We start from the raw sequence: 15,455 nt of genomic DNA, 5'->3' as shown, positions 1-15,455 counted from the left end.
AGCGCACGCCATGTTGCTGACCCCGACCGAACTTGAACGCCTGACCATCTACACGGCGGCCGAACTTGCGCGCAAACGACGGGCAAAGGGGTTGTTGCTCAACTATCCCGAAGCGGTCGCACTCATTTCCGACGAGATCCTCGAAGGCGCCAGGGAAGGGCGCTCGGTCGCCGAGATGATGTCGATTGGCTCCGCTATCCTGACCCAGGCTGACGTCATGCCCGGCGTGGCGGCGATGCTGCCGATGCTGCAGATCGAGGCGACGTTCCGCGACGGCACCAAGCTGGTCACCGTGCATGAGCCGCTGCGACCGGCCGCCGGTGCCGTTGCCGACGACCTCGAGCCAGGCGCCATCATCACCGAAGAGGGCGAGATCGAGCTGAACGCCGGGCGCCGCAAGCTCACTCTGAAGGTGGTCAACACTGGCGACCGTCCGGTGCAGATCGGCAGCCATTACCATTTCTTCGAGGTCAACAAGGCGCTCGACTTCGACCGCGCAGCCGCCTTCGGCATGCGCCTGGACATTGCCGCCGGCACGGCGGTGCGTTTCGAGCCCGGACAGGAGAAGGACGTGCCGCTCACCACTTTCGGCGGGCAGCAACAGCTCTCCGGCCTCAACGGGCTGTCGAACGGCTCGGCCGACGATGCGGCGGTGAAGGCCGCTGCCCTTGACAACGCCCGCGCCCGCGGCTTCCGCGGCGCCTGAGGGGAGGAACGAACATGGCAACCCTGTCACGCCGCGATTATGCGGCAATGTATGGCCCGACCACCGGCGACGGCTTCCGTCTCGGCGACACCTCGCTCGTCGCTGTCGTCGAAAAGGACTATGCCGTCTATGGCGACGAATGCCTGCATGGCGGCGGCAAGACCTTGCGTGACGGAGCCGGCCTTGCCGCCGGCGTCACCAGTGCCGAGGGCGCGCTCGACTTCCTGTTGTGCAACGTCACCGTGATCGATGCCGTGGTCGGCATCGTCAAGGGCGATCTCGGCATCCGGGACGGCAAGATCGTCGGCATCGGCAAGGCCGGCAATCCGGCAATCATGGACGGTGTCGACCCGCGACTGATCGTGTCGGCGGCAACCACGGTGCGCGACTGCGAGGGCCTGATCGCCACCGCCGGCGCGCTCGACGTGCACGTGCATTTCGACAGCGCGCAATTGTGCGATCATGCCATTGCCTCCGGCATCACCACCATGCTCGGCGGTTCGCTCGGGCCGATCACCGTCGGCATCGATTGCGGCGGACCGTTCAATGTCGGCAAGATGCTGCAGGCGGCGGAAGAGTGGCCGATCAATTTCGGCTTCCTCGGCCGCGGCAATTCGCACAAGCCGGCATCGCTGGTCGAGCAGATCGAAACCGGCTGCCTCGGCCTCAAGCTGCATGAAGACTGGGGCACCATGCCAGCGTCGATCGACACCTGCCTGACGGTGGCCGACCAGCTCGATTTCCCGGTCCAGATCCATACCGATACGCTGAACGAATCCGGCTTCCTTGAGGATACGCTCGCTGCCATCAACGGCCGCACCATCCACATGTACCACACCGAAGGTGCCGGCGGTGGCCACGCGCCGGACATCATCAGCGTCGCCGGCGTGCCGTGGTGCCTGCCGTCGTCGACCAACCCGACCAATCCCTACACCGTCAATACCTTCGACGAACACCTCGACATGACGATGGTGTGCCATCACCTCAACCCGGCGATCCCCGAGGATGTCGCCTTTGCCGAAAGCCGCATCCGCGCCCAGACCATCGCTGCCGAGGATATACTGCACGATATCGGCGCGATCTCGATGCTCGGCTCCGACAGTCAGGGCATGGGCCGCATCAACGAGGTGATCTGCCGCACCTGGCAACTCGCCGACAAGATGAAGAAGCAGCGTGGCCGCCTGCCCGAGGAGGCGACGCGCTTCGGCGACAACGAACGCATCAAGCGCTACGTCGCTAAATACACCATCAATGCGGCCCGCACCTTTGGCATCGCCGAGCATGTCGGTTCGCTCGAAGACGGCAAGATGGCCGACATCGTGATCTGGCGGCCTGCCTTCTTCGGCATCAAGCCGGAGCTGGTGATCAAGGGCGGTTTCATCGCCTGGGGTGCCATGGGCGACAGCGCCGCGTCGCTGATGACCTGCGAGCCGTTGTTGCTGCGCCCGCAATGGGGCGCCTTCGGACGCGCCAAGCAGGCGCTCTCGGCCTGCTTCGTCAATCCGCTTGCCATCGACCGGGGCCTTGCCGCGACGCTCGACCTGAAGAAGGCGCTGCTGCCGTCGCGCGGCAATCGTGGCCTCACGAAGAAGGACATGCTGCGCAACGATGCCTGTCCCAACATTCGCGTCGATCCGCAGACCTTCGATGTCTTTGTCGACGGCGAACTCGCCACCTGCGAGCCGGCGCATGAGCTGCCGCTGACCCAACGCTACATGCTGAGGTAATATCATGGACGCCAGGACTTCTTCCGCTACATCGTCAGCCTCGCGCGTGGGGGCTGCCCGCATCGGCATCGGCGGGCCCGTCGGTTCCGGCAAGACGGCACTGATCGAACGGCTGATCCCGGCCTTTGCCGCGCGCGGCGTGTCGCTGGCGATCGTCACCAACGATCTGGTGACGGCCGAGGATGCCGAACGCATCCGCCGCTCGGGCCTGATCGACCCGGCTCGCGTCGCAGCCGTTGAGGCGGGCGCCTGCCCGCACACCGTCATCCGCGAGGATCCGACGCTCAACATCGCCGCCGCCGACGATCTGGAAGTGCTGTTTCCCGATGTCGAGCTGATCCTCATCGAGAGCGGCGGCGACAATCTCGCCTCGACCTTCTCGCTTGATCTTGTCGACTGGTGGATGTTCGTCATCGACGTTGCCGGCGGTGACGACATTCCGCGCAAGAAGGGTCCCGGCGTCCTCAAATGCGACCTGCTGGTGGTCAACAAGACCGATCTCGCCCCCTATGTCGGCGTCGATCTCGAGGCGATGGCAGCGCAAGCCGCAACCGCGCGGGCTGGCCGGCCGATGGCGCTCACCAATTGCCGCAGCAATAACGGGATCGACGCGATCGCCGACCGCATCGTTTCGGACGTGTTGTTCAGATGACGAGCCATTGGCCCCAACCGCCTGCTACCTACGCTCTGGTACAGCCGCGCCAGGCCGAGGCACGCTGTGGCCGTTTCGAGCTCGCCTTCTCCCGCCACGGCGCGCGCACCCATCTGGGCCGCCAGTTCGTTTGCTACCCGTTCCACATGACACGGCCGTTCGCGCTCGATAGAGCCATTCCCTCGCTGCTGACGGTCTATCAGCAGTCTTCCTCGGGCGGGCTTTATCGTGACGACAGGCTGACGAGCCGCTACGAGCTCGGCGCCGGTGCGGCAGCCCATATCACCACCCAGGCGGCAACTGTCGTTCATGACTGCCATGGCCAGCCGGCGCACCAAGTGACCGAGATTGTCCTGGAAGAGAATGCCTTCCTGGCCGTGACGCCCGATCCGCTGGTGCTGTTTCCCGGTGCATCCAGTTCAAGCAGCATCCGGGCCCGGCTCGCGCCCGGCGCCGTGCTGTTATTGTCGGATGCCTTTACCTGCCACGATCCGGAGGGGCGCTTGCGTTCCTTCGACCGGCTTGGCTCCGATGTCTCGATCCGCGACGCGGCAGGCCGGCTGCTCGTGCGCGACAATCTCGAAGTGAGCGGCGCAGATATCGCAGGGCCGGCTTCGCCCATCGGCGGCTGGAAGGTCGTGTCCAACTTCATGCTGTTGGGCGATCCCACCCGGCTTCCGGCAGCCGAAGCACTTGTCGCGCTGAACGATATGGCCTCGGCGATCGTAGGGGTGAGCGCACTTGCCAATGGGGCGGGCTTTGGCCTGCGCTGCCTGGCGGCCGATGCGATCGCTGCCCGCAGCATCGGCGAAAGCCTTTTCGAGCTCGCCGTGGCCGCGGCCTTCGGTATCCAGCCAGCGCCACGACGCAAATGACAACCGCACTCACATCGCAACCGTGAAGGAAAGCCGATCATGAACACCAAGTCTCTCGCCAGGTCCGCCGCGCTGGCCGCCTTCGCCCTGGCGCCCAGCCTCGCCAACGCCCATACCGGTCTCGGTCATGTCGATGGTTTCGCCCACGGTTTTGCTCATCCGCTGGGCGGGCTCGACCACGTCCTTGCCATGGTCATGGTCGGCCTGTTCGCGTCCCAACTTGGCGGCCGGGCCCGCTGGCTGGTGCCGGCGAGCTTCGTTGCGGTGATGGTGCTGGGCGGGGTGCTTGGCCTTGCCGGCATCGCCGTGCCCTTCGTCGAGCTCGGCATCGGCCTGTCCATCGTCGTTCTCGGCGGCGTTGTCGCCTTCAACCTGCGGGCCGGAGTAGCTGCCGCCATGGCGCTGGTCGGCTTCTTTGCGGTCTTCCACGGTTATGCCCACGGTGCCGAGATGCCGGAGAGCGCCAGCGGCCTGGTCTATGGCCTGGGCTTTGTGCTGGCGACCGCAACGCTGCATGCGGCGGGCCTCGGCTTCGGCTTGCTGCTTGACGGCAAGGGCGGGGCGAGGGGCGCGCTGCTTGTCCGTTCGCTCGGCGCAGTGGCGGCTGTCGCCGGTGTCGGCGTGGTGACCGGTCTCGTCTGATAAGCCATCTGCTGCTGCGCGAGCGCAGCACAACGTATATGCCCGACAGGAGGTGCCAGGATGAGTATTTCAGTCCCCCTACATCAGGCCCGCCCTGTCGGGTTCCCCCGGGTCGGAGCCGGTGCCGGCAGGAAAGCCGTATCGCTGCCGCTGCAGCAGGACCCGCACGCCGTTCGCGCGCCGGGGGAGAACGAGCTGCAGGCGGCGATCGGCCGGGAGGTGCGGGCCTGCCGCAAACGCCACGGCATGACCGCCACCGAGCTTGCCAGCGCCGCAAGCATTTCGGTCGGCATGATGTCGAAGATCGAAAACGGCGTCATCTCGGCGTCGCTGACCACGCTGCAGGCCTTGTCCCAGGCGCTCGGCGTGCCGATGACCGCGCTGCTCAAGAGCTTCGAGGAAGAGCGCAGCGCCGTGTTCGTCAAGGCGGGCGCAGGCGTCGGGGTGGAACGGCGCGGCACGCGGGCGGGCCATCAATACAACCTCCTCGGCTACATCGGATCCGGCTCCAGCGCAGTGTCGGTCGAGCCCTACCTCATCACCCTTGCCAGCGACACCGACACGTTCCCGCTGTTCCAGCACCCGGGAATGGAGTTCCTCTACCTGCTGGAAGGCGAGATCACCTACCGGCACGGCGCGAACCTCTACCATATGGCTCCCGGCGACAGCCTTTTCTTCGAAGCCGACACCCCACACGGCCCCGAACAGCTGACCCGGTTGCCGATCCGCTTCCTGTCCGTCATCTCCTATCCGCAGGGCGGAGAGGATTGATCAGGGTCTTGGTTGGCGAATACGAGAGCTTGTCAACCGAACTGCAGGCGCCTACCCGCGCTCTGGTAAGGCCCGTCATTCAGCGGCATTGCCTGCGAGGACCACCATCGTAAGGCTGGTAGGAGTTGTCTTCGGATCGATATGAACGATACCTGCTGAAGCAGGACTCTGCATGATCTGCGCTGACGTAATCAGCCTCCTCGTTTACGTAGGCCAGTTCGACTCGCCCTGCCGATGGCCGGTATGTGGTTTCCTCGTAACCGTACCCGTCCGTTGAATCGTTGCCCGCACCGGAATATGGCGAGACGCATTCGCGCCGTCCGCCGCTGTAGGCAGTGTAGCTGTTGTCGTCGGCGCGATAAGAACGGTATCGCTCCGAACACCACTCCAAATGGGCTGCAATCGTCTCAGCCTGTAGACCGTCCTGAGATTGGTTGCTGGCCTCGATCGAGGGGGACGCTTCTTCCATATTTGCGACGTCGGCCACAACGCTGGTCGCGTCGACCTGGGTCGGGGCTTTGGCGGGCAATTGTTGCAAGGCAGGCCGGGCTGCCAGGCGATCAAATGCTTGCGCTGCTGGATTCACCTTCACAGGGTGGTCGGTCCAAACGCCGTTTGTGTCCGTGGCCAGGGCGAGTTGTCGTTCCGGCTCGGCCGTGAAGAACGCAGTGGCAGCAATCAGCCCACTCAAGAACATGACCAGCGCCAAACCAAGGCCGCTCACGGCTATCAGCAGGGGTCTCATATCGCGCTCCTGTGGATCTCTCCTGGCACAAATGCGCGACGTCCATGGTGGTTCCGTCGGAATAGATTCGCCGCCAAGACGGAAGGAGGCGGCACCGGTCGCAGTGGAGGGCGGGCAACGGCCCGACCGGGAACATCTCAACTGGGTCGGGTGTGACGGGGGCGACGTCCTCGGCCCTTTCCGGAGCCGGTCCAGCGACGTCGGAGCTAGTTGTCGATCGAGCCTGCATATCGCGTGGCTCGACCGTTGATTTCGGCGCCTTCAGCAGTGCTGGGCCGCCTCTCAAATAATATCGGCTCCCCGGTGCACTGCGCGATATCCAAGACACAACTCAAGATGTCCTCGAACGCCACGTTCTCGTGCAGGTTCCGGTTTTGGATCTCCTCCGCGATCGCAACGACATTGATAGGTCTCGCGGATCTGGCGGCTGCGACGGCCGCCGATATCTTGTTTCTCAGGTCCTGGGACAGTGCGCGCATCTGGGTGTCTCCTTGATACCGCATCATCGCTCCAGAACGAGGTCTTAGCAAACAAAATATTCAAATTAAATAACAAAATCATATAGTTAGTCAAATAATGCAAGTGCTTGGAGAGGCCATAATTAGGCTTGGCCGCCGAATGAAAATGCGACAGCGGTTTAGACCATGACAGTCTTGACTAGGTTTGGGATAAGCTACATATTTTAGCCACTTACTCATTCAGCACATTTATGCCGAAAAAGGTGGTGTCGATGCCTGAGCTTGAGAGAGGCGAACGCCTGCAGATAATGCTCAATGCCGATGAACTGGCGGCTGTCGAGGATTTCCGTTTCCAAAGCAGGATGCCGAGCCGGGCTTCCGCAGTGCGCGAGTTGTTGCGTCGAGGATTGGCAGCGGAAGGCTTCCTGGAAGCGGGCGTGGGGGCGAAGTCGCAAGATTTCGGCGTTCTCAATCCCGATGGAAGCAGCGATCCAGGTTCCGCCTGAAAACGCCCGTAGGTCCTGCCAGGAGGGTCCAACCCAGCGGCAGGGGCGCGCCAGATTGGCGGTGGCGGGTGAAACAGGAAGGCCAAGCTAGACCAACTGCGAGTTCGTGCAGCAGCTGCCGCATGACACGAGCATTCGGCGAAATCTCATGCGCCCAGGGTCAGTCGTCCTCGCCGAGAATACTTCCCGGAATCTCGTTTCCACTGCGACAGGGTGGGTCTGCCGGCGGGGCAGCCGCAGGCCTTTAAAGCGTCGCTAGCCGGGCATTCGATATGGTCATTCCGTAGGCTCGGCGTAGCGCCAGCTTCTCTTCCAGAACGGCGATGACAGTTGCGGCAAAATCCGCCTTGTACATTGCGGATAGCCTTGTCAGCCCTCCGGGCGTGAAGACATTGATCTCAAGGAGTTTGTCACCGACGATGTCGAGCCCGACGAGGAACATGCCGTCGCTCACCAGCTTCGGGCGCACAATCTCGGCGAGTGCCAGCATCTTGTCCGTTACCTTGACCTTGCGCGCGGTTCCGGCGGCATGGATGTTGGACCGAACGTCACCCTTGGCTGGCACCCGGCGAAAGGCGGCGTAACTACCATCCCGCTCAAGCGGCCGGCCGTTCAGCAGGAATAAGCGCACGTCACCCGCTTTGGCCTCGGGAATGTAGGCCTGCGCGATCAGATAGCCGTCACCGCTCGCCGCCTCGAAGATCTGGTTCAGGTTGGAATCGTCGGGGGTCGCGATATGGAAGACATTCTTGCCGCCCGATCCCTGGAGCGGCTTGACGATACAGCCCTTTGGCTGATTGTCGATGAAGGCGCGGATCTCGGCAATGCTGCGCGATATCAGCGTCGCCGGCCTGACCACCTCGGGGAAGGCCTGGAGGTAGAGCTTGTTTTGTGCCTGGGCTAGCCCATCCGGATCGTTGACCACCATCACCCCGCGTTCCGCGGCAAGCCTCCCGAACATGATGCCCGCATTGGCGGCCCATGGTCGGTCGGTCGCGTCGAGCGACGGGTCGTTGCGCAGGAACAATATGTCGATGTCGCTTATCGAAAAGGTCTTTTTCTCATTCTTCGCGTCCTGCAAGGCAATGTGCAGCTTTTCGGCGGTCTTGTAGGGAGTGGCCGGCAGGACCACGCCATTGACAGCCAGGCTGTCATCCGGCCGTAGAATGAAGTCGCCTGGCTCTAGATAGACAACCGAATGTCCGCGCTGAACTGCTGTCAGCGCAAGCGTGGTCGTCGTGTAGCCGGCAGTTTCTTTCTCGACGGAATTGACGAAGAGGGCAATGCGCATCGGGGCTCCAGTCATGTTGCAATCATGTCGATCGGATCCATCCCGGCCATCGCCTTCTTGAGGCGCGGCTTTGCCACCTCGGATGACAGGAACGCAGGTTCGAGCCGCGGCGCCCGCAGCAGACCGCGCGCGCTCAACTCCTCGATGACGCCGAAATGGGCGGCGGAGATCTTGCCGATCCAGAACGGCGTCAGGCTGCCGCCGTTCCTCAGATGATCGAGCACCTGCATCACGCCGCGCAAATAGATGGCGTCTTTGGCAAAACCACCACCCCGGAAGACACGCAACACCACGTTGAAGGCGCTGCGGCGGTCGAGCCCGAGATCCTCGTGGAGCAACCGGAAGGTTTCTTCGAACGCCGCGCCACCGAGCATCGCCTGGCAAGCTAGAACCCTTGCCGCGATCAGCCTCAACCGTGCCGGTGTCATGCCGCCGACGAGATATTCCGCCAATACGGCCAGTCCCTCTTGCATGCCCTCATAACCGGCGAGGCCGCTGCGCAGGATGGCAAGCCCCTGCATGTCACCGTTGAAGTAGGTCAGCAGGTGAACGCCGATCTCGTGACTAAGCAGCGCCATCAGGCGCTCCGGTGCGAGCTTGGTATCGCGCGACACGAGCAGCCGGTTCCGAGAGACGAGGAGACCGGCTGGCAGATCCGCGCGGATTTCCACCGACGCTTCGAAGTCGGGATAGGCAGTGCGGTATCGGGAGATCATGTCTCGCGCTGCTGTGGCAACGGTGTCGGCGCCGAGGCATTTCTGCCTGATCGACGGCTTGGGGGCAGGCGCCTTTTCGAGAATGCGTCGCGCCCTTGCGGCCAACTCCGGCTCGACGCTTCCGTAGAGTGCACGCCCGAGTTCAGCGAAGCGAGGGGTTTCGCGCGCCGCCAGCATCGACAGTTGGAGGTCGAGTTCCTGCTGTTTTTCGGAGAGCAGCCCGGCAAGAAGCGGATCTTCGAGATGATCGAGCGAGACCGAGTAGAGTTTCCGCTTCTCTGCGGTGACCTCGAACTCGAGTGGCCTGTACAGCAGCGTTGGCGCCCGCTCGAATTCACCTGCCTCGAATTCCAGCCAGGCCTGCTCGGCATTGATCGGTGTGACCGCGAGCAGGAAATCGAAAGCCGAAGCAACCTTGTCTATGTCCCGGTCGGCGCGGGCGACCGCGTCAATGAAGACACGCCGCCCCAGTGAACGATGTGTTGTTGGCGGATCCAGCTTCGACGCCTTGAGGAAAGCGCTGACCGCCTGCAGCGCGGAATCGACCATGTTGGCCACGACAAGATCGCGCAAGGCGGGGTAAATACGCTCGCCTCCAGGAATCCGATAGATCGGCGCAAAGCGCACGGTCAGGCATGCAATGCCGCCGAGAACATCCGAAAGCCGCGGTTCTTCGCATGCAGCGGGGTTGAGGTCGCCAACGCGTGGGGTCCGATATTTTGCCTCTCGTTCGGAGGCAGCCGCAGTGAAGCGCTTGAGTGCAGCCTTTTCCGCCACGGTGTCGCCGCTGGCCAGAGCAATTTCGAAAGGCGGCAGGAAAGGTGCATCGTGGGTGAGGTACCGGTCTTCGGCCAACTCTCCCATGTCGATGACCAGGAACGCGCCGCAGCGGCCACGCATCCTTGTCGCCACCAGCCGGGCTACTTCGCCGGCAAGGCTTGAATCGCCTGTGACCATGTAGGAGGCGTTGGCGGAGGCGGCATCGAATGCTGCGGTGTGATCGGGTCCAATGTAGACGCAGAGAAAGGGTAGCGGCCGGTCTATGTGCAAACGGCTGCCATCGGCGAAATCATGGCGTATAGGCTTGCTCTCTTTCAGCAGCGCGTCCAGGTCAGCTTCGATGTGCGCTAGCACAGATGCCGGTTCGACGAGCTTAGGCTTCATCCCATGCCTCGCAGCACCGCCTCTAGGACCGGCACTGTCGACGCCAGCATGGCGCGCAACTGGTCGATTGCTGCCTGGTTGGGCTCACCGCTCCATTCGTCCATGAAAACCTTCTTGAACTCGACCGCGATGGCGCATCCGGTGTTGGGAAAGTTGGCATGGACGAAGCGCGTTTGTTCACCCTTGCCCTGGAAAGACACATTTTCACGCACGTCGATAGGCTTGCCATTGAAGGGGTGGCTGCGCAGGGTCTCGATGAAGGCCTCGACGACCGGCGCCCAGCGCTCCCGGTCCATGGAAAACGTGCCGATGTTGATATCGGGTGCCTCTCTTTGCGATGCGGCCATTGCCTCCGGACCATCGCGCCGGTGATTGTAGCTGTGGACGTCGACAAGCACGAACCTGCCGTAGCGCTTCTCTATTTCCCCGAGCACACGCTTCAACTCGCCGTAGTAGGCATCGTGAAAGGCGCGGGCCTCCGTCACGATCTCCTCGGACGGCTGCTCTCGCCAGACTCTCAGACCCCAGGATTGTTCCGGCGCCAGATAGACCGCAGCCTCACGCGCACGGTTCAAGTCGACTTGAAAGCGCGATCGATGAACGATGATCTGGGTTGGGAAATCAGCGATGAAGCGCTCGGTAAACGGATCTTCCTCTCGCCGCCGGTTGGCGTCGGCAAGACATATGAGCGGCCGGCAAGCCCGACCCAAATCGGTGCCATTATGGATAGCTGTCCCGACAACGGGAGATTCTCCCGGCTTGATGGTCCAGCCTGCCGGCGAGCTGTCCGAATCTGTCGTAAGCTTGTCCATGCGATCAAAATGCGCGGAGACGGTGGACGGTTCCGGTTCCTCGCGAGCCAAAAAATGTCAGGGCCGGACCTGGCCTCGCCTGATGCGCTGTTTCCCATGTCCCAGCGGTCTTCCAGAGGCGTTTTCGAGTGTCGTTGCGGCAATGTGCGGCGGCCCGGCGCTCGGAGGGTCGCTCGAGGCTGTTTGCTGGCTGCGACCACGCCGGGTAACGGCCAAACTGCTTGGCCAATTGAGGCTCAACTACTCAACGATTTTCCAGTAGGAGTCCTTGCGGAGCACCTTGCTGTTGCGAAACGTGTAGAAGTCACAGCCTTGGACCTCTATTCTCGTTCCCTCGCGGGTGGTGCCGGTGAGGGTCCATCTTGAGATGCCGGTATCGGCCGCCGCATCTACAAAATGCTCCACGTTGCCGTAGTGGACATCAGGCAAGCCTTCGAAGCGTGTTGCCAGCGCGTTTCGTACATTCGGCTTGCCCTCGAAACGGGAGCCCCAACGCTTGCTTCCCCTCGGCATCTCCAGGATGCAGTCGTCGGAAAAGAACTCCATGATACGGTCAAGATCGTGCGCGTTGAAGGCCTCAGATAGCCCCGTCAGTGTCGACCGAATGTCCATCGCCCGTCTCCGTCCAGTGAGAAAAGCCCGAGGATTTGCTCGCGTGGGTTCTGTGCCCAGGCTTTGAGCCTTTGGGTGCTGTCGGGATGCTATCCTACAACTGTCAGGGCACAATGCGAACAGCATGCCCGCTTCGGCTTCGGGGATCCCGATGCGCGCCATGTTTGGCGGGTTGACCGCCATTGGGATTGTGCGGGCCGGAGGCGATTGCCGTGGGGTTCGCTATCAAACGTGCCTCGGCCCGGCGCCTCAGTTTCGTGCACCTTCTCAAACGAACGTCGGAGTAAGGATTCGCAAGTATCTGATCTGCGGTTGATTCAATGGCTTGTGGATAGGATGGCTGGGGCGCCAGGATTCGAACCTGGGAATGTCGGTACCAAAAACCGATGCCTTACCGCTTGGCGACGCCCCAACAGGCCGCAGGCTTGCAATTATCGAGCCGCAGGCGAGTCAATCGACCGCCGCCTTATATTCAGTGCGCGGCAAAAGCACAATCGCGCCTTTGCCGCTTTTCCTCTGCCAAAAGTGCCTGTTATTCGCCCCACACGGCGAGCTCGTTGCCTGCCGGATCGACGAAGTGGAAGCGCCGGCCGCCCGGGAACGAGAAGATCGGCTTGATAACGGTGCCGCCGGCGTCTTCGACCGCGGCGAGCGTTTGTTCCAGCGACTCGGAATAGAGGATCGGCAGCGGCTTGGCCGCCACTTCGGCCTGGAAACCCCCGTCGAGGCCTTCGGCAAAGGCCGAATAGCCTGGGCCGTAGTCGGTGAAGGTCCAGCCGAAGGCCGCGCTGTAGAAGGATTTGACATGGTCGAGCCTGCCGCCGACCGCTGCCATTTCGATGTAGTCGAGCTTGCCGGTTTTTCTCATTGTCGTCTCCAGAGTATGTTCTTGATATGTTCTATACGAGGTGAATGGCTGCCGCAAGCTTCTGGCTACGCCGGTTCATTAATCGATTGTAGGACATCAGGTGGCGGAACTGCGCCTTGCCTTTCGCAGCGCAGCATCATATCGCTCGGCCCAGAAGCGGGCGGCGGCCACCGCCCTGTTCCACACTCAGTCGGCGAGGAGAAGGCATGACCAAGTGGGTTTACAGGTTTGGCGACGGTGCGGCGGAGGGGCGTTCGAGCGATCGCGACCTGCTCGGCGGCAAAGGGGCGAATCTCGCCGAGATGTGCAGTCTCGGCCTGCCGGTTCCGCCCGGCTTCACCATCACCACTGCCGCCTGCAATTGGTTTTATGCCAATGGCCGCAGCTATCCCGAGACACTGGAAGCAGATGTCCGCACGGCACTCGACCATGTCGGTGCGATCACCGGCCGTCGTTTTGGCGATCCCGAAAGCCTGCTGCTCGTCTCGGTGCGCTCGGGCGCCCGCGCCTCGATGCCGGGCATGATGGACACCGTGCTCAATCTTGGCCTCAACGACGTCACCGTCGAGGCGCTGGCTGTCGATGCCGGCGACGCGCGCTTTGCCTATGACAGCTATCGCCGCTTCATCACCATGTATTCCGACGTGGTGCTGGGCCTCGACCACGAGGTTTTCGAGGAGTTGCTCGAAGAGGAAAAGGCGCGTCTCGGCTACGAGCTCGACACCGAGTTCACAGCGGTCCAGTGGCAGGACGTCATTGTCCTCTACAAGGCCAAGGTCGAGGAAGAACTCGGCCGCTCCTTCCCGCAGGATCCGCATGAGCAGCTATGGGGTGCCATCGGTGCGGTGTTCCAGAGCTGGATGAACCATCGCGCCATCACCTATCGCCGCCTGCACGACATCCCCGAGAGCTGGGGCACGGCGGTCAACGTCCAGGCCATGGTGTTCGGCAACATGGGCGACACCTCCGCGACGGGCGTTGCCTTCACCCGCAACCCGTCGACCGGTGAGAAGATGCTCTATGGCGAGTTCCTGGTGAACGCGCAGGGTGAGGACGTGGTGGCCGGCATCCGCACGCCGCAGAACATCACCGAAGCCGCGCGCATCGCCGCCGGCTCCGACAAGCCGTCGCTGCAGAAGCTGATGCCGGAAGCGTTCAACACTTTCGTGGCGATCTCCAATCGCCTCGAACAGCACTACCGCGACATGCAGGATCTCGAATTCACCATCGAGCGCGGCAAGCTGTGGATGCTGCAGACCCGTTCGGGCAAGCGCACCGCCAAGGCAGCGCTCAAGATCGCCGCCGAGATGGCTGGCGAGGGGCTGATCACCAAGGATGAGGCGATCTGCAGGATCGACCCGTCGTCGCTCGACCAGTTGCTGCACCCGACCATCGACCCCAAGGCTCAGCGCGAGGTCATCGCGGTCGGCTTGCCGGCGTCGCCTGGTGCCGCCACCGGCGAGATCGTGTTCTCGTCCGACGAGGCCGAGGAACTGAAGTCGGCCGGGCGCAAGGTCATCCTCGTGCGCATCGAGACCAGCCCCGAGGACATCCACGGCATGCATGCCTCCGAAGGCATCCTGACGACGCGCGGCGGCATGACCAGCCACGCGGCGGTGGTTGCCCGCGGCATGGGCAAGCCTTGCGTCTCCGGTGCCGGTTCGCTGCGCGTCGACTATCGCGCCGGCACGCTGATGGCCATGGGCCACACCTTCCGCAAGGGCGACATCATCACCATCGACGGCTCCAGCGGCCAGGTGCTGAAGGGCTCGGTGCCGATGCTGCAGCCGGAACTGTCCGGCGACTTTGCCGCGATCATGGAATGGGCGGATGTTGCACGCCGAATGAAGGTGCGCACCAATGCCGAGACGCCGGCGGATGCGCGCATGGCGCGCTCCTTCGGCGCAGAGGGCATCGGCCTGTGCCGTACCGAGCACATGTTCTTTGACGGCGACCGCATCGTTGCCATGCGCGAGATGATCCTCGCCGACACCGAAAAGGACAGGCGCACGGCCCTTGCCAAGCTGTTGCCGATGCAGCGCTCGGACTTCATCGAGTTGTTCGAGATCATGGCCGGCCTGCCGGTGACGATCCGTCTGCTCGATCCGCCGCTGCACGAGTTCCTGCCCAAGACCGAGGAAGAAATCGCCGAAGTCGCCGGAGCGATGAACGTCTCGGCCGACAAGCTGCGCCAGCGCACCGAGGCGCTGCACGAGTTCAACCCGATGCTCGGCCATCGCGGCTGCCGTCTCGCCGTTTCCTATCCCGAGATCGCCGAGATGCAGGCGCGCGCCATCTTCGAGGCGGCTGTCGAGGCCGGCAAGAAGACCGGCAGCCCTGTGGTTCCCGAGGTCATGGTGCCACTGGTCGGCCTGATGAAGGAACTCGACTACGTCAAGGCGCGCATCGATGCGGTTGCCAAGAGCGTCATGCAGGAAACTGGCGTCAACATCGATTATCTCGTCGGCACGATGATCGAGCTGCCGCGCGCCGCCATCCGCGCCCATGTCATTGCCGAGGCGGCCGAATTCTTCTCCTTCGGCACCAACGATCTGACGCAGACGACCTTCGGCATCTCGCGCGACGATGCGGCCTCGTTCCTCGAGACCTACCGCCAGAAGGGCATCATCGAGCAGGACCCGTTCGTTTCGCTGGACATCGAGGGCGTCGGCGAACTGGTGAAGATCGCAGCCGAGAAGGGCAGGGCGACCCGTCCCGAGATCAAGCTCGGCATCTGCGGCGAGCATGGCGGCGACCCGGCGTCGATCCGGTTCTGCGAAAGCGTCGGGCTGGACTATGTATCGTGCTCGCCATTCCGCGTGCCGATCGCCCGGCTGGCAGCAGCGCAGGCCGCGGTGAAGGCGAAAAGGTGAGAACTGCCAACTGATTGAATCAATTCGGCTATACCCA

At 62.9% G+C, this 15,455-nt stretch carries 15 protein-coding genes and 1 tRNA gene; 8 read left to right on the top strand and 8 right to left on the bottom strand.

Annotation, left to right across the window (positions count from 1 at the left end):
* The first annotated feature begins 10 nt into the window (after window positions 1–10).
* From CO731_RS22645 to CO731_RS22620, 6 genes are read left to right on the top strand one after another with little or no spacing between them, the layout of a single operon-like run.
* Window positions 11–706 (top strand): urease subunit beta, encoded by a 696-nt coding sequence (locus CO731_RS22645; RefSeq protein ID WP_108608907.1) that lies wholly within the window; start codon window positions 11–13, stop codon window positions 704–706.
* 14 nt (window positions 707–720) lie between these two features.
* Window positions 721–2,433 carry an urease subunit alpha gene (gene ureC / locus CO731_RS22640; RefSeq protein WP_108608906.1) on the top strand — a complete coding sequence of 571 codons (1,713 nt, stop codon included), beginning with the start codon at window positions 721–723 and terminating at the stop codon, window positions 2,431–2,433.
* A gap of 4 nt (window positions 2,434–2,437) precedes the next feature.
* Complete coding sequence (gene ureG, locus CO731_RS22635) at window positions 2,438–3,085, top strand: urease accessory protein UreG (protein WP_108608905.1); 648 nt, start codon at window positions 2,438–2,440, stop codon at window positions 3,083–3,085.
* A complete protein-coding gene (locus CO731_RS22630; RefSeq protein ID WP_108608904.1) occupies window positions 3,082–3,960 on the top strand; it encodes an urease accessory protein UreD in 879 nt (292 codons plus the stop codon). The genes ureG and CO731_RS22630 overlap by 4 nt, the downstream gene beginning before the upstream one ends.
* Window positions 3,961–3,999: 39 nt before the next feature.
* Window positions 4,000–4,602 (top strand): HupE/UreJ family protein, encoded by a 603-nt coding sequence (locus tag CO731_RS22625; RefSeq protein WP_108608903.1) that lies wholly within the window; start codon window positions 4,000–4,002, stop codon window positions 4,600–4,602.
* Window positions 4,603–4,662: 60 nt separating this feature from the next.
* Window positions 4,663–5,373 (top strand): XRE family transcriptional regulator, encoded by a 711-nt coding sequence (locus tag CO731_RS22620; protein WP_108608902.1) that lies wholly within the window; start codon window positions 4,663–4,665, stop codon window positions 5,371–5,373.
* 79 nt (window positions 5,374–5,452) lie between these two features.
* Here CO731_RS22620 and CO731_RS22615 read toward each other — a convergent pair whose 3' ends face one another.
* Together CO731_RS22615 and CO731_RS22610 are read right to left on the bottom strand one after the other, a co-directional pair.
* On the bottom strand, window positions 5,453–6,118 hold the full coding sequence (locus CO731_RS22615) for a BA14K family protein (protein ID WP_108608901.1): 666 nt from the start codon (window positions 6,116–6,118) through the stop codon (window positions 5,453–5,455).
* A gap of 206 nt (window positions 6,119–6,324) precedes the next feature.
* A complete protein-coding gene (locus tag CO731_RS22610) occupies window positions 6,325–6,597 on the bottom strand; it encodes a hypothetical protein (protein WP_108679464.1) in 273 nt (90 codons plus the stop codon).
* 251 nt (window positions 6,598–6,848) lie between these two features.
* On the opposite strand from CO731_RS22610, the gene CO731_RS22605 reads away from it, so the two are divergent.
* Window positions 6,849–7,082, top strand: a complete 234-nt coding sequence (locus tag CO731_RS22605) for a hypothetical protein (protein ID WP_108610003.1) — start codon at window positions 6,849–6,851, stop codon at window positions 7,080–7,082.
* Between the two features lie 244 nt (window positions 7,083–7,326).
* Here CO731_RS22605 and CO731_RS22600 read toward each other — a convergent pair whose 3' ends face one another.
* The 6 genes from CO731_RS22600 to CO731_RS22575 all read right to left on the bottom strand — a co-directional run bounded on the left by CO731_RS22600 (window position 7,327) and on the right by CO731_RS22575 (window position 12,545).
* Window positions 7,327–8,373 (bottom strand): glutathione synthetase, encoded by a 1,047-nt coding sequence (locus CO731_RS22600; protein ID WP_108608899.1) that lies wholly within the window; start codon window positions 8,371–8,373, stop codon window positions 7,327–7,329.
* 11 nt (window positions 8,374–8,384) lie between these two features.
* Window positions 8,385–10,253 (bottom strand): flavohemoglobin expression-modulating QEGLA motif protein, encoded by a 1,869-nt coding sequence (locus CO731_RS22595; protein WP_108608898.1) that lies wholly within the window; start codon window positions 10,251–10,253, stop codon window positions 8,385–8,387.
* Window positions 10,250–11,065: an N-formylglutamate amidohydrolase gene (locus CO731_RS22590; RefSeq protein ID WP_108608897.1), complete on the bottom strand. Its 816-nt coding sequence runs from the start codon at window positions 11,063–11,065 to the stop codon at window positions 10,250–10,252. Before CO731_RS22590 ends, CO731_RS22595 begins: the two co-directional genes overlap by 4 nt.
* A 240-nt stretch (window positions 11,066–11,305) precedes the next feature.
* Window positions 11,306–11,677, bottom strand: a complete 372-nt coding sequence (locus tag CO731_RS22585) for a nuclear transport factor 2 family protein (RefSeq protein WP_108608896.1) — start codon at window positions 11,675–11,677, stop codon at window positions 11,306–11,308.
* Window positions 11,678–12,014: 337 nt separating this feature from the next.
* Window positions 12,015–12,089 (bottom strand) — tRNA-Gln (locus CO731_RS22580).
* A gap of 120 nt (window positions 12,090–12,209) precedes the next feature.
* Window positions 12,210–12,545: a glyoxalase gene (locus tag CO731_RS22575; RefSeq protein ID WP_108608895.1), complete on the bottom strand. Its 336-nt coding sequence runs from the start codon at window positions 12,543–12,545 to the stop codon at window positions 12,210–12,212.
* A 206-nt stretch (window positions 12,546–12,751) separates the two neighbouring features.
* Between CO731_RS22575 and ppdK the strand changes: the two genes are divergently transcribed.
* Window positions 12,752–15,418, top strand: a complete 2,667-nt coding sequence (gene ppdK / locus CO731_RS22570) for a pyruvate, phosphate dikinase (RefSeq protein ID WP_108608894.1) — start codon at window positions 12,752–12,754, stop codon at window positions 15,416–15,418.
* The last annotated feature ends 37 nt before the right edge of the window (window positions 15,419–15,455 follow it).

Source organism: Aminobacter sp. MSH1 (genome assembly GCF_003071665.1).
GTDB classification, from domain to species: Bacteria; Pseudomonadota; Alphaproteobacteria; order Rhizobiales; family Rhizobiaceae; genus Aminobacter; species Aminobacter niigataensis.
This window is presented reverse-complemented; position numbering and strand designations above follow the sequence as displayed.

Coding starts and splice junctions, on each gene's coding strand:
- CO731_RS22645 (WP_108608907.1), top strand. CDS start 11: ATGTTGCTGACCCCGACCGAACTTGAACGCCTGACCATCTACACGGCG.
- ureC (WP_108608906.1), top strand. CDS start 721: ATGGCAACCCTGTCACGCCGCGATTATGCGGCAATGTATGGCCCGACC.
- ureG (WP_108608905.1), top strand. CDS start 2,438: ATGGACGCCAGGACTTCTTCCGCTACATCGTCAGCCTCGCGCGTGGGG.
- CO731_RS22630 (WP_108608904.1), top strand. CDS start 3,082: ATGACGAGCCATTGGCCCCAACCGCCTGCTACCTACGCTCTGGTACAG.
- CO731_RS22625 (WP_108608903.1), top strand. CDS start 4,000: ATGAACACCAAGTCTCTCGCCAGGTCCGCCGCGCTGGCCGCCTTCGCC.
- CO731_RS22620 (WP_108608902.1), top strand. CDS start 4,663: ATGAGTATTTCAGTCCCCCTACATCAGGCCCGCCCTGTCGGGTTCCCC.
- CO731_RS22615 (WP_108608901.1), bottom strand. CDS start 6,118: ATGAGACCCCTGCTGATAGCCGTGAGCGGCCTTGGTTTGGCGCTGGTC.
- CO731_RS22610 (WP_108679464.1), bottom strand. CDS start 6,597: ATGCGCGCACTGTCCCAGGACCTGAGAAACAAGATATCGGCGGCCGTC.
- CO731_RS22605 (WP_108610003.1), top strand. CDS start 6,849: ATGCCTGAGCTTGAGAGAGGCGAACGCCTGCAGATAATGCTCAATGCC.
- CO731_RS22600 (WP_108608899.1), bottom strand. CDS start 8,373: ATGCGCATTGCCCTCTTCGTCAATTCCGTCGAGAAAGAAACTGCCGGC.
- CO731_RS22595 (WP_108608898.1), bottom strand. CDS start 10,253: ATGAAGCCTAAGCTCGTCGAACCGGCATCTGTGCTAGCGCACATCGAA.
- CO731_RS22590 (WP_108608897.1), bottom strand. CDS start 11,065: ATGGACAAGCTTACGACAGATTCGGACAGCTCGCCGGCAGGCTGGACC.
- CO731_RS22585 (WP_108608896.1), bottom strand. CDS start 11,677: ATGGACATTCGGTCGACACTGACGGGGCTATCTGAGGCCTTCAACGCG.
- CO731_RS22575 (WP_108608895.1), bottom strand. CDS start 12,545: ATGAGAAAAACCGGCAAGCTCGACTACATCGAAATGGCAGCGGTCGGC.
- ppdK (WP_108608894.1), top strand. CDS start 12,752: ATGACCAAGTGGGTTTACAGGTTTGGCGACGGTGCGGCGGAGGGGCGT.